Source organism: Lysobacter tyrosinilyticus (assembly GCF_054779815.1).
The window spans coordinates 474,398-497,329 of sequence record NZ_BAAGXN010000004.1 but is presented as its reverse complement, the minus strand read 5'-3'; the positions used below and the strand labels follow the sequence as shown (position 1 = coordinate 497,329).

The following is a 22,932-nucleotide window of genomic DNA, read 5'->3' as shown; positions in this document are numbered from 1 at the left end:
GGACGCGAGGAATCATGAATAGGGATTTCCCTATTCATGATTTTCACCTCCTGAACTTCCAGCTGAATAATCCGAGCTGATCGAAGTTCTTAAGCGCGCCATACGCGCGCTGCCACGCCATGCGGGACCGAAGTGTGGCGAGTCGCACAAACCCCCTCAGACCCCCTCCGTAGAGTCCGCCCTCGGCCAAGGGAGGGAGCTCCTGGCCAATCCCCCATTGGTCTTATGGAGTTGCGCCAGATGTCTTTGTCCCTCACCAACAGCCGCAAGCTGTCCAAGCTTTTCGTCTCCCTCTCCCTCGGTCTTGCTGCCATTGGTTCCGCGCAAGCGGCGACGTACTACGTCCGTACCGATGGCGGTGATGGCACCCAGTGCAACGGCCGCGCCGATGCTGCCTATCCGGGCAGCGGCACCGCCCAGAATTGCGCCTGGAAGAATCCCAATATCGCGCTTCCGAATTCGGGTTCGGCCCGGATTGCCGGTGGCGATACCCTGCTGATCGGTGCTGGTTCCTACCAGATCGGTAGCGGCGGCTATATGCAGTCGGTTCCGAGCGGCACTTCGTCCGCCAAGACCCGCATCCTCGGCAACGGCAGCACCGCGCCTAAGCTGATCGGCATCGGTGGCATCCACCGCGTGCTCAACCTCGACGGCAGCTCGAACGTCGAACTCGGCAACCTCGAAGTCACCGACAACAGCGACTGCGTTTACAACCATTCGCAGGCGGCGGCGGCGTGCACCAGCTCGATGCCTTGGGCGCGAGTGGGCCTCTATGCCCGTGCCTCGAACAATGTCTGGGTGCATGACGTCAACATCCACGGCATGGCCAAGAACGGCGTGAACGCCGGTGGCCTGAGCAACTGGACCATCGAGCGCTTCAAGATCAACAAGAACGGCGCCGCCGGCTGGGACGGCAACATCGGCACCGGCGGTTCGAACTCCGGCAACATGACCCTGCGCAACCTCGAAATCGCCTGGAACGGCTGCGGCGAGAAGGTCTCGACCGGCGAGCCGTGGGCGTGCTGGGCGCAGCAGACCGGTGGCTATGGCGACGGCTTCGGCACGGTCGACACCGCCGGTACCTGGCTGGTCGAAGATGCCTTCATCCACCACAACACCTCCGACGGCCTCGACATGCGTTACATGGACGGCGCCGACACCACGAAGGTGACGCTGCGTCGCATCTACTCGGTCGCCAATGCGGGCAACCAGGTCAAGATCAAGGGCAACTCCACGATCGAGAACTCGGTGCTGGTGGGTCAGTGCACCTACTTCCGCGGCAAGTTCTACATGACCGAAGGCGACCTGTGCCGTGCGTACGGCAGCTCGCTGCTGCTGATCCTCACCGGTAACGACGTCGCGACCGTGCGTCACAACACCATCGCCGGCGAAGGCGACGCACAGATCGCTTACGGCGAAGGCACGTCGACCGACAAGGTGTACGTCCAGAACAACCTGGTGGTCGGCTTCCCGTACTACGCCAACACCTCGACCAACACGTCGATGGCCGCGGGCAGCGCCCCGGCGGTGAAGAGCTTCTCCGGCAACATGGGCTGGAACGTGCGCTCCTGCGCATCGGGCAGCACCTGCACGCAGAACCCGACGCTGACCAACATGGCGCTCGCTTCGTTCGACGCGGAGCCGAAGGCTGGCAGCCCGGTCATCGACAAGGCGCCGATGATCAGCGCAGTGACGACCGACTTCGTGATGGGTGCGCGTCCGACCGGCGCCGCCAACGACGTGGGTGCGTACGAGTACGGTGCGGGCGCCGGCACCACTCCGACTCCGACTCCGACTCCGACTCCGACCCCGACTCCGACTCCGACCCCGACTCCGTCGACCTGCACTCGCGCCGCTCCCGCGATCGAGCTGCAGGCCCCGACCACGAGTTCGGTCGCTGCTGGCACCAAGCTTGGCTACGTCTTCCGCGTCACCAACAAGGACAGCGCTGGTTGCGGCAACACCACGTTCGCTCTGGCCCGTAGCATCCCGTCGGGCTGGACCGGCACGCTCTCGTCGACCTCGATCGTGCTCGCTCCGGGCGTGACGGGTGGTGTGGCTCTCGACGTGACCGCGCCGGCCAATGCCGCCGCCGGCCGCTACAGCGTCGGTGCGGGCACCAGCAGCAGCGCGGGCAGCCTGCACACGGCGAGTATCGCGAACTACTACTCGGTTGCTGCGCCTTCGCTTGCCGAAACGATCAGCACGAGCAAGTCGAGCTACACGGCGGGCGAGACGGTCACCATGACCGCCCGCGTGACGCTCAACGGTGCTGCGGTTGCCGGCGCCAGCGTGAACTTCACCGCCCTGAAGCCGAACAAGGTCAACAGCGTGAAGCTCACCGGCACGACCGACAGCAACGGCTATGCCCGCGTGTCTTTCGTGTCCGGCACGGGTCCGAGCTCGATCGGCACCTACCAGCTGAGCGCCACGGCGACCAGCGGCAGCATGACCAAGGTCGCGACCACTTCGTTCTCGGTCAACTAAGCGATCCGCCAAAAGCCAAGGGCCCCGGAATTCCGGGGCCCTTTCTTTTTGCTCGTCCGATGCTTACCGCTTGCTCTTCCAGCGGTAGTAAATCAGGCCCGACCATTCGTGCAGAGCGACTTCCGCATTGGCCAATGCGCTGGTCCTGGGAACCAGCGCCCATGGAATCCTCGATGGCAGTCGGCGAATGTCGGTACCCAATGGGCAAACCTCGAATCCATTGTCGACAAATGCTTCCCGTGCGCGCCGCATGTGGATCAGCGAAGTCACCAGCACCACACGCCTTGGGATCGAGGGGGAGAGTTCCGCGGCACGTACCGCATTGCCCCAGGTATCGACCGAGTGGGTTTCGAGCCGAAGCGCAGCCGCCGGAACGCCCTGACGCTGCGCATAAGCTGACATCAGCTCCGCCAGTGGCGGCAGGCCGGGGTTCGGCGCGCCGCCCTGCAGCAGCAACACGCGGTGCTCACCACCGCGCCACCAGGCGATCGCACGATCGACGCGACGGCGACTGGCGAGGTTGAGCACGGAGAAATCATTGTTGCCGCGCGGTCTTCCGTCGACACCTCCGCCGAGGACGACTGCTACGGACGGTGCATCTTCGGCGCAACCATCGGCGCCAAGGAAGGGGCGCTCCAGCGATCGAGCCAACGCGTTGGATCCCAGGGGCGTCATCGCACCGAGTGACACTGCTGCCAACAACACACCGACGACGATCGTCCACGTCCGATGCCGGAAACAGGCCCATGAAAGGAAGACGCCGGCAAACAACAACCATGCTAGCGGTGACAGCAGCCAAGCCACGGATCACCGCAACCGGTTTACGAGCGCCATGACCATGCCACGCAACGTGGAATCAAACGTCAGCACCGGCAGTGCGTAGAGAAGCAGGAACAGCCCCCCTGAGACGCCCAAGCGGCCCCAGGTACTCTGCAGGCCAAAATGGCCGGTCTGCGTCGCAACCACCACCAGTGTCGTGGCGCAGCCCAACGCAATCAGCGTTGCGCGCGCATTGGGCAGCTTGGCCAGGCCATGGGGACAAACCAGGAACTGGGAGATGGTTAGGGCGGCATAGCTGATCGCTGTCGCCCATGCTGCTCCGATGTAGCCCAACCGCGGAATGAGGGTGAAGTTAATCGCAACATTGAGCAGCGCCGCCCCCAAGGTGATGAACAACACTTGGATCGTTCGCTTCTTCAATTGCAGGCCATAGTTCGCAATGGCGAACAGTGCATAGGCCGATACCGTGATCCCGACAATGATGAAGACTTCGCCCGATGCTGCCTTCTCGCGTCCGGCCAGAGCAACCATCAGGTCCTGACCCGCCACCAGCAGCATTGCAATCAACGCCACCACCGCGTAGGTCATCGGCAACAGCACGCGTTCCTTGAGTGCACGCACCGCATCGTTGCCGCCCGTTTCATAGGCGCGCATCACCACAGGCGTGAAGGCCTCGGACAACGTGGCGCTTATGAATACATTCAACTGCATGGCCAGCGAATAGCCGATCGAGTAGATGCCCACCGCGGCGAAGTCGCCCGTGATGTGCTTGAGCAGAACCCGGTCGAGATTCGCCAGAACACTGTAAGCCAGCTCGTTGGCCATCAGTGGAAAGCCGTAGATCAGCCCCTCGCGAAATACGGTCCAATCGACAGCATCACGCGACACCTGGACGTTGCGATACATCCAATGGAACAGCCACCCCAACAGCAGCGCGGCCGCGACGAGCTTTCCTCCGTAGACGGCGAGCGCGCTGTGCTGCACCAGGATCACCGCGCCCAGTACGAGCACCAGCTCGAGCATGCGCGCAATGACCCGCGTGGTCATGAGGATGTCGGACCGTTCGCTGGCGCGCACCACCATCTGCACGATGTTCGTCGCGGCCAGCATCGGAACCATGACCGCGGCGCACCAGAACAGGGGCGTGAACGTACCCTCGCCCGTCCAACTCCAGAGCATCAGGCAGATGATGGCCAATGCCCATATCGACACGGACATTAGCAGTGGCAGCAGGACCATGTTGGTCCCGAAGTCGCGCATTCCCCGCGGATCGCCATATGGATAGAAGCGCACGATCGCGTGTGGCGCGCCGAACTTGACCAGCGCAACCCCGAGCAGCATCAGGGTGTCGTAGTACCTGAGGATGCCGAACTGGGTGTTGTCGAGAAATCGCGCCAGGATCGGGAACGAAATGAACCCGAGCAGCATTACCAAGCCATTCGAAATCGAATAGCGCAGGTAGTGTGTGGCAATGTCTGTACGCACATGCGACTCGGCGTGTGCGCCCCGTTCGTTGTCGGTTGCGATCTCTGCCTGAGTGCTCATTCCTTGACCACTATCATCGGGGACGCGCGTCTGGAACGACGCGACCAGTGGATGTCATGGGGCGGCTCCGATCCGGGAGCTCCCCTCGTTGTTCAGAATCGACATTCTCGCCACCTTCGAAGACCTGTAGCCGTGCAGCGCTGCCGGGTTGCCGCCCTAGGACGTCCAGGACCTCAACGCCTGCGTAGACGTTGTAGGTGTGGCATCCGGCCACCTGGCGCTTGAGGCGGGGCGCAAGTCGCGAGAGTTGGCGCTCGCGGTAAATGGTCGGCCCCAGTTCCAGCACTTCGTTGAACACCACGGCATTGCCGTAGCCCGGGCCGCAGTCTTGCGCCGGACGAATGAGCCGGCCGTGATGGTGGAACAGCCGACCCGCCATTCGTGCCCGCCGCGCGTCACACACGATGGGTGATGCCGGATGTGGAACGAACGGTCCTTCCAGGTGTTCGGAAACGAAGAGGAACAGTTCGTCGCTGGTGCTGCTTCCGTTCTCCGAAACGTTGGTGAACAGGTACCAGTGGTTCTCGTGATGGTGCAGCGTCGGATCGACGCAAACCCGCCCGGTCACCAGATCCGTCAGGCGCTCCCATCGCATCGGGAAATCGCTCGCCCGATAAAGACTGATCCGCTGGTCGTAACTGGATTCCACTGTCATGTACCACTGCCCCTCCCACTCGAAGACCTGGGGAAAGGACAAATGGCCAGGCTCGTCGAGCGCAATGCCGAGACGGACCGCGCCGCCCTGGGTGAGCTCCACGCAGGCGATGTTGGCGTTGTTGAGATCCGGCGCAGCCATTTCCTCGACAAACAGGAACCGGCGTCCGCGTGTCGCGACGATGAAAGGATCCGCCCACCATCCTTTGGCCGCACGCAGCAGGACGTGCGGTCCAATCGCAGGCGCCCCCGGATCCAGCGGCGTTCTATCCAGTCGCAATACCAGTGTCCAGCCGATACGGCGTTTGCGTTTCCGGCCCGAAAGCCAGCGCAGGGATGCCCGCGCCATCAGCAGCAACGAATGCGGCACGGCTCTCAACCCGACAGGCGGCTGCGACTGTAGCTGCAGGGTCGCGACCGAATGCGGTGTCGAAGGAACGTAGCCGGCGGCCAATCGTCGCAGACCGCGCAGCAATAGCGGTGGAAGCTTCCGGAACCCCTCCTCGCGTTGTTTCAAGAACGACGTCGAATGAGTCCTGCCCCAGCTCGCCGCCAAATCGCTCTGCCGGCCTTCCGCGTCGCGCAACACCAGCGCCATCTGCGTAGCCATCTCCCCGCGCAGCAACGGTGACATGAGCGAAAGCCCGGCGTACCGCCGGTCCAGAAGGCTCGCATCGAGATGCCAGCAACCCAATGGGGCGAGAGCGGCCAGGGACCCGGCCCACGACGCGGGACCCAGCAGGATGATCAGGTCCGGTCGCAGCGCCTCGACTTGCGTGGACAGCACGTCGCTGCCCTGCCCTGCATTCGCCTGCAAGGGCACTGGCCTCAAGCTGGAACTGTCACCGAGCGCCAGTTGCTCGAATGCGATCAGGGCGCGCAGGTCCGCGCGGACTCCAGACACGCGTGGCGGCGCGGCATCGGCCACCGCAAGGGTGCTCAGTTCGATCCAGTCGTAAGCAGAAACGAGACCCGCAAACGCTTGCACCCAGCCGGGGATCTGCGGCGGCCCCACCAGCACCACCCGCAGCGGCCTCTTCAGCCCATCGGGGGCTGGATACAGAGGCGTCGGCCGCGGCTGCGCATTCGTCATGGACGCTGCCATCCCGGGAGCGCGGCCATCCATTCCACGACGCTGGCGAGCAGGCGCTCACGCTGTGCCCTACCGAAATAGGTGTGATCGCAATCCGGCCAGTGGTGCATCGTCACGCGCGGATCGATGGCCGGGGAACCAAACGACCATTGGAACTGCCGCGGATGCAGGAAGCGGTCTTCGTAACCACCACTAAAAATCCATAGCAGTTGCATGTCACGCGCAACCATCTGCGCGAATTGCACGCGAGCCTCCGCCTGACCTGGCCAGGTACGGAACGCGTTGGAATCCAGACTCGCATTTCCGCGACGCAGGCGACCCGACGCCTTGCGCGCGAAATGCATCCATTCCTTCGGAAGACGCTTCAACAGACCGAGTAGGCGTGCATAGCGATACCACGGCCCACGGAAACAGATGCCATCGAGCAGCAACAGCGCCACTACGCGACGATCGTTGACGGCGACATCCCAACCGATGTCGGCCGCGCTGCAGATGCCGCCAATGGCAAACGTGCGGCAGCCATGCATCGCTTCGAGTCTGTCGATGGCGGCGATGGTCGCCTGAGTGGCATCGCACCCGGGTAATCGCGGCGCTTCGCCGACGCCGGGAATGTCGTAGCGGAAGCTGCGCATGCCGGCAGCTGCCAAGCGCTGCGCCAGATTCCAGTGCAATCGGAACGGACCGGACCTCGGCTGCAACCCGGCACTCGGCAACAGCAGCACGGGACCTGCACCCGCCGGACCGCTGAGCACCCCCAACAACTGCTCGTCGGGCCCGAAACGCACGAAGACGTCGCTGCCCGCGGTTGCGGCCGCCAAACGATTGGCGTCGAGCACGGCGCTCATGCAAACGCCTCCTTCCGCATCGCCTGACCGAGTTCGCTGACGAGCTCGCGCATGGACGGCGTCAGGAAGAACGTGGCGTCCATCGCTGCACCGACATGGAAGCTCGGCGCACCGGCAGGCAGGGAAAGGACTTTCGCCAGCGGCAAGGGCAATGCGCCCGCATCCGAACGGACGACCGCCCAAATCGGAGTGCGACGCGCCTGACCGCCATGCAGCTGCGATTGCTCCAAATCCTCACGCAGGCGTCGCGACGCAGGAAAGCCCATCAGTTGACCATCCGAAGGATCGGTCATGCGTGGAACACCTGGCCGCGGCGGTGGCCGCGATGCCCGTTCGCCGATATCCGCCGTCAGCATTTCCTGCAGCCAGCCTGCGCCATCGACAATGGGCTCCCACAACACGACGAGTTCGGCATTGCCGCCGCGTTGCAGCCACGCCTCCACGGCGAGCGCGCTGCCGCGCCAGGCCACCAGGGCGAGCCTCTCGATACCGGTCCTCTCACGCAAAGCGGTCACCGCGACATCCAGATCGCGTTGCATCGAAGCGAAATCCAGCGCTTCGCCTTCGCCACTGGAGTCGCCGGTACCATGGAAGTCGAAGCGCAAGCACGGCAGACCCATGGTGGCGAATTCGTTGGCCACTTCAGCGAGAAACCTCCGGCTGCGCGGCAGTTCATGCAACAGCGGCGGCACCAGGACAACGCCGGTCGCTCCAGGCGCACCATGCAGTGCTGCATACAACGGACACGTCGAGGATCCGATCCAAATGGGTTCCCACGCTCCAATGCTCATCGCGCCTGTCTCCGAATGGCGTCCGCGCGGCTCAAGAGCCGGATCCCGCTGCCAACCCGAACAGCCGCCGCAGGCCGCTGCTGAGCTTTCCGCCCACACGTTCCTTGACGGGTTCTTCCGCGGGTGCGGGCAGTCCCGCGGCTACCTGCGCCAACGTTTCTGCGCCGAGGCGGATCAGTTTGATGCGATGACCCGTGCCACGTTCGACGCGGCTGGCCATCTGCACGGCCAGCATGGAGTGCCCTCCCAGATCGAAGAAGTTGTCATCGGGGCCGGCAGGCAGGCCCAGCAGCTCGGACCAGACTTCCGACAGGTAGCGCACGCGCGGATCGAGCGTCGCAGCGTCCACGGTCGCGGCAACGACACCGGCTTCTTCGCGCATCGGAGCCGGCAATGCATGCCGGTCGATCTTTCCATTGGGCAACAGCGGCAATTCGTCGAGCACGATGAAGTGCTGCGGCATCATGTAGGCCGGCAACTGATCGCGCAGATAAGTGCGCAACACACTTTCGTCGACGCTTATTCCCGGTTGCGCGACCAGATAGGCCACCAGGCGCCGGTCGTTTGTGCGGTCTTCACGCACGATCACGAGGACGCGGGCAACTTCGGCACGTGCAGCGAGATTGGCTTCGATTTCGCCGAGCTCGATGCGATAACCGCGCACCTTGACCTGGTGGTCGAGACGTCCCTGGTGCTCGAGATTGCCATCGGGACGCCAACGCCCGCGATCACCCGTGCGATACAGCAGCGCGGGACCACCCGGTTGCAATGCAGTCGCGCTGAAGCGATCGGCAATGAAGCGCTCCGAGGTGAGCTCTGGCCGATTCAGATAGCCCTTGGTGACGCCCGCACCACCGATGCAGATTTCTCCCGGCACGCCGAAGGGACACAGCTCGCCGTGCGAATCGAGCACCCAGATGCTGGTATTGGCGATCGGCCGACCGATGTGAACGTCCGGTGCCTGGTTGCCGTGCGGCAAGGCGATGCGCGCGCAGGTCGACCACACCGTGGTCTCCGTCGGGCCGTAGACATTCCAGAGCGCACCGCAACGCGTCAGCAGCGACGCGGCCAGATCTGGGGCCATTGCTTCGCCACCGCACAGGGCCTTGAAGTCCGGCGAACCGCTCCAGCCGGCGTCCAGCAGCAGGCGCCAGCTCGAAGGCGTGCCCTGCATCACCGTCGCGCGACTGTTCTCCAACAGTCCCAGCAACGCAGTGCCATCACCGACCGTCTCCCTGTCCGCCAGCACGATTTGCGCACCGACCGACAAGGGCAGGAGCAGCTCGAGTACGGCGATATCGAACGACAGCGTAGTGATGGCGAGCACGCGGTCGTTCGCAGTCAGTCCCGGCTCGCGCTGCATGCTGACAAGGAAATTCGCAACGGCCCGATGCGGCACGATCACGCCCTTCGGCCGTCCGGTTGAGCCCGACGTGTAGATGACGTACGCCGGATCCTCCGGTTGAGCGGCCTCCGCGCTCGCTTCAAGCCGTGTCGTGGACGCGGCAGCCAGATCGGCCGCGTGCTCGTCGACCAGCAATAAGGGGCGTCCGCGGAGATCGAAGCACGGGGCGTACTCGCGGGTGGTGACCAGCATCGCGAGGCCCGCATCCGCCGCCATGTAGGCGAGTCGCTCGCGCGGGAACTGTGGATCCAGCGGTACATACCCTGCCCCGGCCTTCAGGATGCCCAGCAATGCCGCAAGCATGTCGGGGCTGCGATCCAGTGCGAGCCCGACCAGACTGCCGCGCCTTACGCCCTGCCCACGCAGCACATGCGCGATGCGGTTGGCGCGCGCTTCCAGGTCGGCATAGCTCATTGCCACGGCACCGGCCCGCAGTGCGATGCGTGTCGGCGTCGCGTCGCACTGATGCTCGAAGAACTGATGCATGCGCTGGCGGCGATCGAACTCCATGGCGCGCGGCTGCAATGCATCCAGTTCCACGCGTGCGGCGGCATCGACCAGCGGCAGGCTCGCAAACGCACTGGTCTCACGCTCGACCGCCACGCGCAGCAGGGCTTCGTAGGCGCGCAACCAGCGACGCACGGTCGCCGCGTCGAACAAGTCGCTGTTGTACTGGCACTCCAGGCGCAGCTCGCCTCTCGTCTGTACCGCGTTGACGAACAGTTCGAAAGCCTCGTAGCTGCGTTGATTGCTGTCGAATTCCATCGCCAGGCCGGGGAACGCCGAGCTCTGGCGGTCCAGCGCCTGATCCAGGTTGAACAGCACGCTGACGAGCGGCATCCGCGCGGGGTCGCGCCGCACGTGCAGCTTCTTGAGCAGCTCTCCGAAGGTGTGGCGCTGATGATCGAGCGCATCGAGCAGGAGACCCTGCGATGCATCGAGCAGCGCGCTGAAAGGCATCGCCGGGTCCACCGTGTATCGCAACGGCAACGCATTGACGCAATGCCCCACCAGATCATCGAGACCGGCCACGGCCTGGCCGGCAGCCGGTATGCCGATGACCACGTCCGTCTGTCCGGTCAGTCGTGAAAGCAGGCCCGAGAAGCCCGCGAGCAACGTGGCGAACAGGCTGACGCCGTGGCGCCCGCCCAGCCTGCGCAGGTCGGCAAACAGCGTCTCGTCCAGCACGTGGTCCTCGCGATCCGAAGCAAAAGTTCGTAATGCGGGGCGCGCGCGATCGGTGGGCAATTCGAGTACCGGAGCCTGGTCCGGAAAACGCGATACCCAGTAGGCGCCGTCCGCTTCGTGCAACGGATCGTCCTGCTGTTCGACTTCGGCCAAGGCATAGTCGGCGAACGACGCCGGCATCGGCAGCGGCTCTGCTTCACCACCGCTGTACGCTCCGTACAGGACGCCAAGTTCGCGCACCAGCACCCACCAGGACCAGCCATCGCACACGATGTGATGCGCCGAGAGCAGCAGCAGGTTTTCCTCTGCGCCAAGCCGCAGCAAGGCGGCGCGGAACATCGGCGAATCGAGCTGGAACGGGGTTTCCACCGACGCGCGCACGTGCTCGGCCACGGCCTGGTCGCGCCGCACAGAATCACCGGCGGAGATATCGATCTTCGGGATGGGAATCGTGTAGCGCTGCAGGATCGCCAGCGTCTGGCCATCGGGGCTGATGCAGGCGCGCAATGCGTCGTGGCGATCCACGACTTCCTGGACCGCCCGTTGCAGCGCGCTGGTATCCAGAGGGCCAGTGAAGCGCAATTGCACCGACAGGTTGAACGCGAGCGAGGCTTCCTGGCTCAGCTGGTCCGCCAGCCAGATTTCTCGCTGCGCCTCCGTGGTGGGAACGCAGAGCGCGAGCTCGCGCCCGGCGAACGGCCCGAAGTCCATCGGCTCGGATCGATAGGCTGCCGTGGCATTCATGACTCCACCTTGCTCAGGCACCGGTACTGCCGGCACCGGCTCAACGTCGGGCGCCCCCTCGGGACGCGCAATGGGACTCGCTGTCTTGGTCGCCACAGCCAGTCCCGCGGCGGCCGGCATCTGCTCGGGGACCGCGGGCTGTGGCAGGAAACCGGCTTCCTGCAGTTCCAAAACCGACTCCCGGAATGCATTGACGATCGCCCGGATATCGGCGACGCCATGCGCGGTCGTCAGGAAGCACGGGAAATTCTCGAGAATGTGCACGCCGCGGCTGCGCATCATCCCGAACAGCAGGTCCTGCAGCGGATGATCCTCAAGGAAGAATGTCTTCCAGACCGATGCGAAGTGCCGTACTTCGATGGGCGCGCCGGCCGCGCGGCAGAATGTGTTGATTTCGGCGCACATCGCGGCCGTGTTCGCATTCAGCCGTTCCTGCAATTGCGGGCCTTCGCGTCGCAGGTGCTCCAGCACGGCCTTCGCCGCCGCCATCGCCAATGGATGGCGTACGAACGTACCGGCGAAATACGTGACGCCCACCGTCGGCATGGATTCATCGCCGAACTGCCAACCGCCGCCATCGAGGGCATCCATGTATTCGCGCTTGCCGGCGATCACGCCGATCGGATAGCCGCCACCCATGACCTTGCCGTAAGTGCTCAAATCGGCCCGGATGTCGAACAGCGCCTGCACGCCACCCGGATGTGAGCGGAAGCCGGTGACAACTTCATCGAAGATCAGCAGCGCGCCGGAATCCTTCGTCACCTGGCGCAATTCACGCAGGAACTCGGCGGGCTGGAAATCGGGCCGCCGGCTTTGCACGGGTTCCACCAGCACAGCGGCGATCTCGCGGGCGCGTTCCCGGATGATGCGCATCGATTCCGGCGTGCCGTAATCGAGCACCAGAACATGTTCGGAAGTATTGCGCAGAATGCCTGGGGCCGCCGGAACGGATTTCAGCGAACGGGTGCCGCGGACGATCACCTCGTCGTTGATGCCATGGTAGGAGCCCGTGAACAACACTATGGTTTCGCGACCGGTCGTGGTGCGTGCGATGCGCAATGCGCCGAGCACGGCTTCGGATCCGGTATTGCACAACGCCGCGCGATCATTCCCGGTCAACTCGCAGACGAGCCTGGCTACATCGCCCGCCAACGGCGTCTGCGGACCAATCTCGTAACCGCTATCAAGCTGGCGCTTCACCGCTTCCAGAACGAAATCAGGCTGCCATCCGAACAGGCTCATGCCGAAGCCATTGGTGGCATCCACGTACTCGTTCCCGTCCAGATCCCACAGTCGGGCCCCTTTTGAGCGCTCGACCACGATCTGGTAGGTGACTTCCTTGGTCAGCGGACGGAATCCATTGACGACTCGCGGATCGGCGAGATGCGCGCGATTGGCGGCGGTGTACGCCTTCGATTTCTGTGTCCGGGCAACATACCTCTGCATGTAGGCATCAAGGCGGCTGCGCTGGTGAGTACTGAGCACAGTGCCGCCGCTATTGTCGATGCGGGCGATCGCGCCGAAGGCTTTCTTCACGTCGTACTTGTAGACCGCGGCTTCGGCTTCATCGGCGCCGGGCGCGACTTCAGTCCGCGCCTTGATCGGGTCGATGGTTGCTGCTTCCGTTCGCGACTGAGCCGAGCTGCGATCTGCAGGCACCTCCGCCTCGAGCATTTCCACGAGACGCCCGATGCTGCTGCACTCGCTCATCAGTTGACGGAAAGTGACCTTTACTCCGAAAGCCTTCTGCAACTGCAGGGACACCTGCGTCAGCATCAGGCTGTCCAGGCCGAGTTCCATGAAGTTGGCGTCGGCATCGGCTTCGGAGAGATCGAATCCCGCTGTCTCCAGGAATACATCCTTCAACCGTGCCATCAGTGGCGATGCATCTACGGTCGCTGGTGTCGTCGCGCTGTTCGCTGCGGTCGCAGGCGCCTCGACATCTACCCGCGAGGCGGCCAGGGTGGGATGCGAAACCACGTTGGAAGCTGGCGCTGTGCCCGCCTCCACCCAGTAACGCTGGCGTTCGAACGGATACGTCGGGAGCCGAATGCGCGCCCGGACATGACGGCGATCGAACATGGCCGGGTCGATGGCCACACCTTTGACCCATAGCTGACCAGCCGCAAGCCGCAGATTCGCGGGCTCCCCTGCCGGGGTATCGGCCAGTGTCGCTATTGCGCTGAGGTGATGCTGCTGCATGCCCGGATGCTGCCGCGCGAGTGCTGCAAGCGTGCTGCGTGGACCGACCTCGAGCAGCACGCGCGCAGGCGTGTCGATCACGCGACCCAGAGCGGTCGCGAACTGCACCGGTTGGCGCAGATGCATGGCCCAGTAGTCTGGCGACATCGCCTGCGCGGGGTCGAGCCAGTCGCCGGTGGCGGTCGAAACGATCGGAATGCGTGGGACCGACAGTGTCAACGCGGCAGCTTCGGCGCGGAACGGTGCGACCACCGGCTCCATCATTTGCGAATGGAAGGCGTGCGAAGTCCGGAGCGCGCGGCAGGCGATGCCATCGGCTTCAAGCTGTTCCTGGAAGCGGGCGATGACATCGAGCGGGCCTGAAACGACGCAACTGCCTGGCGCATTCTCGGCAGCCAGAGACAGGTCCTCGGGCAGGCGCGCGGTGAGCTCGGACAATGGCATCCGTACCGACAACATTCCGCCCGCAGGCTGTGCCTGCATCAGTGCGCCACGTCGCGCAACCAGGCGCAGCGCATCCGCGAGCGTGAATATCCCGGCGATCGTCGCCGCGACGAATTCGCCGACACTGTGACCGATCATTGCCGCCGGCACGACGCCATGGCTCATCCAGAATTGGGCCAGTGCGTATTCGATGGCGAAGGTTGCCGGCTGCATGACCGCGGTCTGCAACAGCGATTCCGGATCATCGGAGAACACTCGTTCGCTCAGGTCGAAGCCGAGCTCCGTGCGAAGTGCGTCAGCGCAATCATCGAAGGCAATGCGGAAGGCCGGTTCGCTTTCGTACAGTTCGCGTCCCATGCCAGGATAGGTCGCGCCCTGCCCCGGGAACAGAAACACGACGTCGCTTTGGCGCGCCGGCCGCGTCCGCCCGATCGTACTGGCCAGGTCGGGACCGCGCAGCTGCGCGATCGCGTTGCCTAGGTCATCGGCGACGACGGCGGTTCGATGCGCGAACGCCTTGCGACCCATCGACAAGGTCCAGGCCGCGTCGGCCAGGTTGGTCAGCGGTTCCTGCTCCAGATGGTCCGCGAGGCGTACCGCTGCGCGCGAAAGTGCGGCCGGCGTGCGCGCGGACAGCACCAAGAGCTGCGGTCCGATTGCGGCGTCCGATAGGGGCAGCTGAGGCGCCTCTTCCAGAACGACATGCGCATTGGTGCCGCCGACACCAAACGAACTCACACCGGCGCGCCGCGGCCCGTCCGTTGAGGTCCATTCGCTCAGGGCCGCATTGACGACGAAGGGCGAATTGGCGAAGTCGATGGCCGGATTGGGCTCCGTGAAATGCGCTGTCGCGGGAATTCTCCCTTCGGTAAGCGCCAGCGCCGTCTTGATCACCCCGGCGGCGCCAGCAGCGATGACGAGATGGCCGACATTGCTCTTCACCGATCCAACCCGGCAGAAGCCCACGTCCTGCGTGCTGCGACGGAATGCGCGGGTCAGGCCCTCGATTTCGATGGGGTCGCCCAATGGCGTGGCCGTGCCATGGGTTTCGACATAACTGATGCTGCGCGGATCGACCCGCGCGCGGTCATGCGCCATCGCGATCACCGCAGCCTGCCCTTCACTGCTGGGCGCTGTGAAGCTGGCCTTGACGCTGCCGTCGTTGTTGATCGCACCGCCGCGTATCACGGCGAATACCTGGTTGCCATCGTCGATCGCGTCGGAAAGCCGCTTGAGCAGCACGACCGCCGCACCATCGCAGAACACCGTGCCGCCGGCGCCGGCATCGAACGGCCGGGTGTGGCCGTCAGGCGACAGCATCGCGCCTTCCTGATGGAAGTAGCCGCTGCGCGGCGGACAGGTCACCGTGATTCCGCCTGCCAACGCCATGTCGCATTGGCCAAGCTGCAGGCTGTCCATCGCCTGGCAGATCGCCACCAGCGACGTCGAGCACGCGGTATGCACGCTTATCGCCGGGCCGGTGAGGTTGAGCTTGTGCGCCACTCGCGTGGCGATGAAATCCTTCTCGTTGTCCAGCATCACCTGGAACGCACCGACCCGGTCGATCAGGTCCGGATGCGCAGCCACATGGCGCTGGAAATAGCTCGCGTTGAACATGCCCGCGAACACGCCAACGGGGCCGGACGTATCGGGTACATGACCCGCGCGTTCGAGGCATTCCCAACACAACTCCAGGAAGATCCGCTGCTGCGGATCCATGAGTTCGGCTTCCTTCGGGCCAATGCCGAAGAACGCGGCGTCGAACTGCTCCACCCCGTCGATGATTCCGCGCGCCGGCACGTAAGCGGGATCATTGCGATCCTGGTCGCTGACGCCAGGATCGAGTTCATCGGGCCCGAAGAACGTGATCGAATCGCGGCCATCGCACAAATTCTTCCAGAAGCCTTCGACATCGGCGGCACCCGGGAAGCGCCCGGCCATGGCAACGATCGCGATGGGTTCGGCAACGGGCTGGCCGCCCGCTTGGCGCGCGGAGGAAAACCGCTGCAGATCAATGGCCGCGTCGTCGCTACCTTCCAGCGAGGCAGCCAGTGCGGCAGGCGTCGGGTTGCGGAACAAAGATGCGGTGGGAATTACGCTGGACGGGTCACGTGCCTGGGCGACGCGGTGCAGCAGCCGCGTAGCCAGCATGGAATCGCCGCCCAGATCGAAGAAGTTGTCGTTCCGTCCCACTGGCTCGATCGCGAGTATCTCGGCAAACGATTCGCACAGCAGGTCTTCCAGCGGTCCAACGGGCGGTTCGCAGGCATAAGCCAGTTCGGGGCGTTGCCGCGCGGGCGCCGGCAACGCCTTGCGATCAAGCTTGCCGTTTTCCGTCAGCGGCAATGCGCCGAGCACAACGAAGGCGCTGGGGATCATGTAATCGGGCAACGAAGCCGCCAAGTGCGTACGCAGCTCGGCTTGCGATGCCGGCGAGCCCGTTGGCACCACGTAGGCAACCAGTCGTGCGTCGCCGTCGCTGCGATCAGCACGCGCGATCACCGCGCATGCGCGCACGGATTCGTGCCGCGCCAGGACGCTCTCGATCTCGCCGGTTTCGATGCGGAAGCCGCGGATCTTTACCTGGTGATCGCTACGGCCGAGGTACTCGAGATCGCCATCGTCGAGCCGCCGTGAGAGATCGCCCGTCTTGTACAGGCGCACATTTTCGCCGTCAGGCGAGCGCCACTCGAAGAACCGCTCGGCAGTGAGGTCCGGGCGGTTGAGATAGCCTCGGGAAACGCCGGCGCCAGCAACGTAGATTTCTCCTTCTTCACCGGTCCTAACCGGCATCAGGTTGGCATCGAGCACGAACAGACGCAGGTCCGGAATCGGCTCGCCGATTACGCTACCGGCATTGCGGTTTAGTTCGGTCAGGCCTATCGGCCGGTAGGTGACATGCACGGTGGTTTCAGTGATCCCGTACATGTTGATCAGCCGTGGCTTGGAATCGCCATGGCGTTCGAACCACGGACGCAGCATCTGCAATTCGAGTGCTTCGCCGCCGAAGATCACGTACCGCAGCGCGAGGCGCGATGCATCGCTACCTGCGGCCAGATCGGCATGGATCAGATTGCGGAATGCCGATGGCGTCTGGTTGAGCACGGTTACGCCTTCGCGCACCAGCAATGCATGGAAGGCTTCCGGCGAGCGACTGACCAGATACGGGACCACCACGACACGGCCGCCGTAGATCAACGCTCCCCAGATTTCCCACACGGAGAAATCGAAAGCGTGCGAATGAAAGAAGGTCCAGACGTCGCTCGGACCGAAGCCATACCAAGGGTCGGTCGACGTGAACAGCCGCGCGACATTGGCATGCGTTATCTGGCAGCCCTTCGGCTTGCCCGTCGAGCCCGAGGTATAGATGACGTAAGCAAGGTCCTCTGGCCTCGCCGAAGGTTCGGGATCGTGCATCGGCTCGTTGGCGAATGCAGACCAGTCATCGAGCATGAGTGCGGGGACATCCGTCTCAGGTAGCGTCCCGTGTTGCGAGGTTGAAGTGAGCAGTGCCCCGGGCCGCGCGTCCTCGAACATGAATTGCACGCGATCCCGCGGATACGCCAAATCGATCGGCAGATAGGCGCCACCGGATTTGAGGATACCCAGCAGCCCCACCACCATCTGGAGCGAGCGTTCCAACCCGATGGCAACGAGGACTTCCGGCCCCACGCCCATCGAACGGAGGCGGTGTGCAACCTGATTGGCGCGCTCGTTGAGTTCGCGGTAACTCAGGCTGGCGCCATCGCATGTGACTGCAATTGCGTCGGGACGGGTGGCCGCCTGCTTTTCGATCTGTTGCGTGATGCACGCCTGGTCGGACGCGAGGCCGCACGGTGAAGGACTGTCGAATCGCTCGTTCATGCCTCTTCCCAATCCCCGTGTTTCGCACCTCCAGGCGTGAATCGGCCCTTTGTGCTGCCCACTCGTGTCCCCTGGGCATCATCCACGGGCCCGAGGGGCGGCCATGCAGATCGCGCTGATATCGTGGGAAACGTCCTGGGCACGCTCATGCGGCCATCCCACTGAGATTCCGCTTCGGGCTTTTCACGGCCGAATCGCGCGTTACGATAGGGATATGGAGAGCCGTGCCATGAAACCCGACTTGACGCTGCTCTATTCAGAACTCGACTTGAAGCCCAACTGCACGCTTGCAGAGCTTCAGCTCGCCTATCGCAGGCGGATCTCTGAACTGCAGCCGCATCGCAATGGCGGCGTGCAGTCGCCCGAATCTGTAGCCGTCCTGCGCGACCTCATCTGGCTGTACACGAGCGCCACCCGCTTCCATCGCCGCTATGGGCGCCTGCCGGGTGCAGCCCCACACGGGCATGTGGGTACGACTGCCTCGATGCATCGCGGCAGCGTGCAGCATGTTCCGACCAGTTACAGCGCTTCACCCTCCGACGACCAGGCGCCGCCGCCGTTGCGCATCGCGTTCTGGGTCGCGATGGCGTTGCTGGTGGTCCTCTTCATCCTGGTTGCGGTCGCCTCTGGAGAGTGGCTCAGATAGCTCCTGTTACGAAATGTGGAGGAAGCATCAAGCTGACCGAGATGGGCCGGCCTCCCCGTTTTCCCCAACGACCCACGCGAATGGTCGCGGCATCGAGATTGGGGCAATGGATATCCAGAAAGTCTCGCTCAACCCGTGGACCGTGACACGACCGCTGGCCCTGGCCGCCGCGCTGTTCGTGGCAATCCACATCGCCATGTCGTCGTATTGGATCCTCTCGCACCGCGAGTACGTCAGTGGATTCGCATGGTTGAGCCTGGACAAGGAGCAAAGCCTCCCATCCCTGTTCTCCACCTTCCTTCTGGTTGCGGCTTCCGCGCTGTTCGCCTTCGTCGCCATGGTCGAACGCGTGGGCGGATCCAGGGATTTTCGCCAGTGGCAGATCCTGGCGATGGGCTTCGCGGTCATGGCCGTAGATGAAAACCTCGCCTTCCACGAACGCTTGATCGGGCCCATGCAACACCTTCTGGGCGGCGGACACCTGGGAATCCTGCACTTCGCATGGGTCCTTCCGGCCCTGGTACTGGTCGCTGTGCTTGGCGTGTACTTCCTGCCCTTCCTGCGACGACTGCCGCGCCGGTCGATGATTGCGTTTGTCGTCTCTGGCGCGATCTATCTGGGTGGCGCGGTGGGTGTAGAACTCTTCGAAGGCTGGTGGCGCGAAGAGCATTCCTATCGGACGATCGCCTTCCATCTGTCCGTGGCGTTGGAAGAAGGCATGGAAATGGCGGGCGTGATCATTCTCATCCACTCCCTGCTCCGCCATCTTTCCCGACGCTTCGGAGATGTGCAGATCCATTTCGAAGGCGCCGCGGTGGAAGAGGCATTCGCCGTTCATCCCGCTGGCCAACCTTCGCCGCACTCTCCCTGAGGGCTGGGTTCGTCAACGCGAACCGCGATGGAACAGCACGACCTCGACTGTCTGCAGCAGGATCATCAGGTCGAATACGAGGCCGTGGTTCTTGACGTAGAACAGGTCGAACGTCAGCTTTTCCTCGGCATCCTGCACTGACGCGCCATAGGGATAGCGCAGTTGCGCCCAGCCGGTCAGGCCTGGCTTCACGCAGTGGCGGACGTTGTAGTAACGAACTTCCTTGCTGAGCAGATCGACGAACTGCGGACGCTCCGGACGCGGCCCGACGAAGCTCATGTCGCCGCGCAGGATGTTGAACAATTGCGGCAGCTCATCGAGGCGTGAGAGACGGATGATGCGTCCGACGCGCGTCGTGCGATCGTCGTTCTGGCTGGCCCAGCGAGCGACACCGTCCGATTCGGCGTCCACGCGCATGCTGCGGAACTTGATCAGTTTGAAAGTACAGCCATCCTCGCCGATGCGCTCCTGGCGATACAGGATCGGCCCGCGAGACTCGAGGGCGATGCATGCGGCCACGATCAGCATGAACGGCCAAGCGACCAGCAACAGTGAGCTTGCGGCGACCAGATCGAAGAAGCGTTTACTGAGGCGGCGCGGAACCGAATGATCGAACCCACCCGAAAACGCCAGCCAGGAGGGGTCCGCAACGCTCAGCTTCACCATTCCGGCTTCACGTTCGAAGAAGGTGGAAAGGTCGGTGATGGTGACTCCGCGCTGTGCGCACTTGAGCATTTCCTCCATCGGTAGCGCACCGCGACGCTCGTCCGGAGCAACCACGATTTCGTAGACCTGCAACCACTCGGTGATTTCGGACAATGAGAAGTCGGTACTCAGCAGGAGCTTTTCCGGCACTTGCACCGGTTGGCCCGGAATCGCCAGGAACCCCACCACGATGAACGATCGCCGGTCGGCGTTGCGACGCAACCGGCTATTGATGAGATCCGCGTTGTTGCCGGCACCCAGTATCAAGACGCGGCGTCGGAATACATCCGTCTTGAACAGCCGATCGACGACGAGTCGTAATCCAGCCAGCCCGATCAATCCCAGGGTGAGTGCCATGGCGAGCACGCCACGACCGATGTAGGTCACGGGAACCAGGTAATAGAGCACCAGCAACGCGACGCCCGCGAACGCAAACGACAGCAACAAGCGGACAAGAAACTCCATGCGGTTGTGCCGCACGTGTACCTGGTACAGCCCGAAGGCCACCATCGACACCGTGATGAAAACTGCGAATACGACGGCGCGCGACGGCGCCGATTCGAAGAATTGCGCGAAGCCTGCGGGATCGCGAAGGAAACGCAACCATGCCGCCAGAAGCACCGCGAGCATCAGGAGTGCGAGCTCGGCCAACCATAGCAGGAGTAGTGCGCGACTCTTACGACTGGCTAGAGCGATACTCACGGCCTCTCCTGCTGCAATGGGTCATATCGCATGCTCCGTCCTGTCCGTATTCGGGAGTAAAGGGCTTCGATCCAAACGAGCTGGCTCTCTGATGAGAACGCGATGGATGCAATGTCCCGGCCGCTAAGGCGTGGCCAGGATTCAGTCGTGTTCGGATCCAAGCGCAGTGGCGTATGGACGTAGTTGCGCGCTGAGCACAGGCAGCTGGGGTGCGGACGCCACGGCGACCGTCCATGGATGATCGGCATCGAGCATCTGCACCCTGACCGATCCGCCCCATGGCAGGGCAACCAATGCCCCATCCACGGCAGCAAAGGTGGGCGTCTCGCGTTGGGGGCCTATCCCAGCCGCTTTCAGATAGGCCTGCTTGCGTACCCACAGTGCAAGCAGCGCTTCATTTCGTGCCAATCCGGGCAAGGCGACGATTCCGGTGTCGGACGAATGGCATATCCGGCCGGCGATTTCCGGAACCACCGGTGCATGCTCGGTCAATTCGATGTCCACACCGACCGGACCTTCCGTCGCAACGGCCACCGCAACGCAATGGTCGGCATGGCTCAAGCTCGTGGACAGGGAGCTGCCCGACAGACGCGGGCAGCCTTTCATGTCGCGGCCAATCGCGACTTCCGAGGCATCGCGACCCAGGACCTTTGCCAGCAGCATGCGATGCAGCGAATAACCGAGCGCAAGCTGGTCCCGATCCACGGTGAGGCGCCGGCCATGCACGCGCCTCAGTTCCCCCATGTCCAGCAGCGCGTACGCATCGGGCAACCAGGGCCACCAATCGTGAAGATCGAACAGGGCGACATGCACGCTGATGGCTGGTTGCGCGAGCCATTCGGGAGCAGGCAACGCGCTTTCGAAGGCTTCGCGCAGCAGGACGCGTCGCCATTGCGACGCGATGCCCTGATTGGTATTGGTCTGCAGCATCCGGCCTGCCCATGGACGCCGCCGGCGCCATCCTCATCACTGTCTAGTTAGGAACGAGGGGACGGCGGCGGAACGGACAATCCGCACCTGTTCGCCAAGGCGCTTTAAGTTGGGCAAGTAACCTATTGAAGTTGAAAGTCTTAACCTTTGAGACCGCATTATTAGTAATATTGCTAATATGCAGTCCCGCCCCTTCCGCCTAGCTACCCGAGACACGCCATGGGCACGGTGACAGCGCTTGGCGGGAATGCGGCGGCGGCCTCCGATCCTCTGCTGGATGGGCTTATTTCCCAGCGACGGATCTGGCGCGGACAATCCGCGGCTACGGCTCCTGCGCTGGAACAACCCACGGGCTGGCCCAGTCTGGATGCCCTCCTGCCCACACGCGGCTGGCCCGCTGCGGCGCTGAGCGAATTGCTGCTGTCCGCCGACGGTGTTGGCGAACTCCAGTTGCTGTGGCCAACCCTCTCCCGTCTGAGCCAGCCCAAGGACGGCGTCATCGCGTTGATCGCACCGCCCTACCACCCGTATCCGCCGGCCTGGCAAGCCGCTGGAGTCAGGCTCGGCGCGCTGCAGGTCATCCGGACAAAGACGCCACGTGATGCGCTGTGGGCGGCCGAACAGTGCCTCCGCTCCGGTGCCTGCGATGCCGTGCTGTGCTGGCCGCTGCAGGCCGACGATCGCGCCTTGCGACGATTGCAGGTGGCGGCCGAAACCGGACAGGCACTGGGCTTCGCTTTCCGGCCGATGAAGGCTGCATTGAACCCGTCTCCGGCGGCATTGCGCATCGCAGTCGATGCCTCGCCGCGGCAACTGCGCGTACTGAAGTGCCGCGGTGGCAATCCGCCGGTACGGGCGATTCCTTTCCCGACGCAGGGACATCCCGAGTCGCTTCTTCCGTTGCCCGCGCTACAGTGCGATGCACCGGTTTCGATTCGTGCGCCGCTCATCAGCAAGCCGTCCGCACTGCCTTCCATCCGGCCTCCGCGGCCTGCGGGCATCAGTCCGCTCCTTCCTCTGGAACTCGCGCAAAGCG

Annotated in this window: 11 protein-coding genes and 1 pseudogene; 4 read left to right on the top strand and 8 right to left on the bottom strand. The window is 63.7% G+C overall.

Features of this window, described 5'->3' with window-relative positions:
• Window positions 1–240 precede the first annotated feature (240 nt).
• A complete protein-coding gene (locus ACYVGK_RS13105; RefSeq protein WP_460734351.1) occupies window positions 241–2,487 on the top strand; it encodes a choice-of-anchor Q domain-containing protein in 2,247 nt (748 codons plus the stop codon).
• A 63-nt stretch (window positions 2,488–2,550) separates the two neighbouring features.
• Here the strand turns inward: ACYVGK_RS13105 and ACYVGK_RS13100 are convergent, their stop codons facing one another.
• From ACYVGK_RS13100 to ACYVGK_RS13075, 6 genes are all read right to left on the bottom strand, one after another.
• Window positions 2,551–3,162 (bottom strand): YdcF family protein, encoded by a 612-nt coding sequence (locus ACYVGK_RS13100; RefSeq protein ID WP_460734349.1) that lies wholly within the window; start codon window positions 3,160–3,162, stop codon window positions 2,551–2,553.
• Window positions 3,163–3,294: 132 nt separating this feature from the next.
• Complete coding sequence (locus tag ACYVGK_RS13095) at window positions 3,295–4,812, bottom strand: flippase (RefSeq protein WP_460734347.1); 1,518 nt, start codon at window positions 4,810–4,812, stop codon at window positions 3,295–3,297.
• A 13-nt stretch (window positions 4,813–4,825) separates the two neighbouring features.
• The gene (locus ACYVGK_RS13090) at window positions 4,826–6,592 is read right to left on the bottom strand and encodes a glucosamine inositolphosphorylceramide transferase family protein (protein WP_460734345.1); all 1,767 of its coding nucleotides are present in this window, start codon (window positions 6,590–6,592) and stop codon (window positions 4,826–4,828) included.
• Window positions 6,556–7,404 carry an alpha/beta hydrolase family protein gene (locus ACYVGK_RS13085; RefSeq protein ID WP_460734343.1) on the bottom strand — a complete coding sequence of 283 codons (849 nt, stop codon included), beginning with the start codon at window positions 7,402–7,404 and terminating at the stop codon, window positions 6,556–6,558. The genes ACYVGK_RS13090 and ACYVGK_RS13085 overlap by 37 nt, the downstream gene beginning before the upstream one ends.
• Window positions 7,401–8,045 (bottom strand): alpha/beta hydrolase family protein, encoded by a 645-nt coding sequence (locus tag ACYVGK_RS13080; protein WP_460734341.1) that lies wholly within the window; start codon window positions 8,043–8,045, stop codon window positions 7,401–7,403. The genes ACYVGK_RS13085 and ACYVGK_RS13080 overlap by 4 nt, the downstream gene beginning before the upstream one ends.
• Before the next feature lie 181 nt (window positions 8,046–8,226).
• Window positions 8,227–18,042, bottom strand: a complete 9,816-nt coding sequence (locus tag ACYVGK_RS13075) for an amino acid adenylation domain-containing protein (protein WP_460734339.1) — start codon at window positions 18,040–18,042, stop codon at window positions 8,227–8,229.
• Window positions 18,043–18,271: 229 nt separating this feature from the next.
• Here ACYVGK_RS13075 and ACYVGK_RS13070 point away from each other — a divergent pair, with 229 nt between their 5' ends.
• Complete coding sequence (locus ACYVGK_RS13070) at window positions 18,272–18,688, top strand: hypothetical protein (protein ID WP_460734337.1); 417 nt, start codon at window positions 18,272–18,274, stop codon at window positions 18,686–18,688.
• A 106-nt stretch (window positions 18,689–18,794) separates the two neighbouring features.
• Window positions 18,795–19,559 (top strand): hypothetical protein, encoded by a 765-nt coding sequence (locus ACYVGK_RS13065; protein WP_460734335.1) that lies wholly within the window; start codon window positions 18,795–18,797, stop codon window positions 19,557–19,559.
• Between the two features lie 12 nt (window positions 19,560–19,571).
• Here the strand turns inward: ACYVGK_RS13065 and ACYVGK_RS13060 are convergent, their stop codons facing one another.
• Entirely contained in the window at window positions 19,572–20,966 is a 1,395-nt protein-coding gene (locus ACYVGK_RS13060) for a TIGR03013 family XrtA/PEP-CTERM system glycosyltransferase (RefSeq protein WP_460734333.1), read from the bottom strand.
• Window positions 20,967–21,107: 141 nt separating this feature from the next.
• Entirely contained in the window at window positions 21,108–21,896 is a 789-nt protein-coding gene (locus ACYVGK_RS13055) for a 4'-phosphopantetheinyl transferase family protein (RefSeq protein WP_460734331.1), read from the bottom strand.
• 219 nt (window positions 21,897–22,115) lie between these two features.
• Here ACYVGK_RS13055 and imuA point away from each other — a divergent pair.
• Window positions 22,116–22,760 (top strand): annotated as a pseudogene (gene imuA, locus ACYVGK_RS13050) (translesion DNA synthesis-associated protein ImuA); the annotation flags it as partial.
• Between the last annotated feature and the right edge of the window lie 172 nt (window positions 22,761–22,932).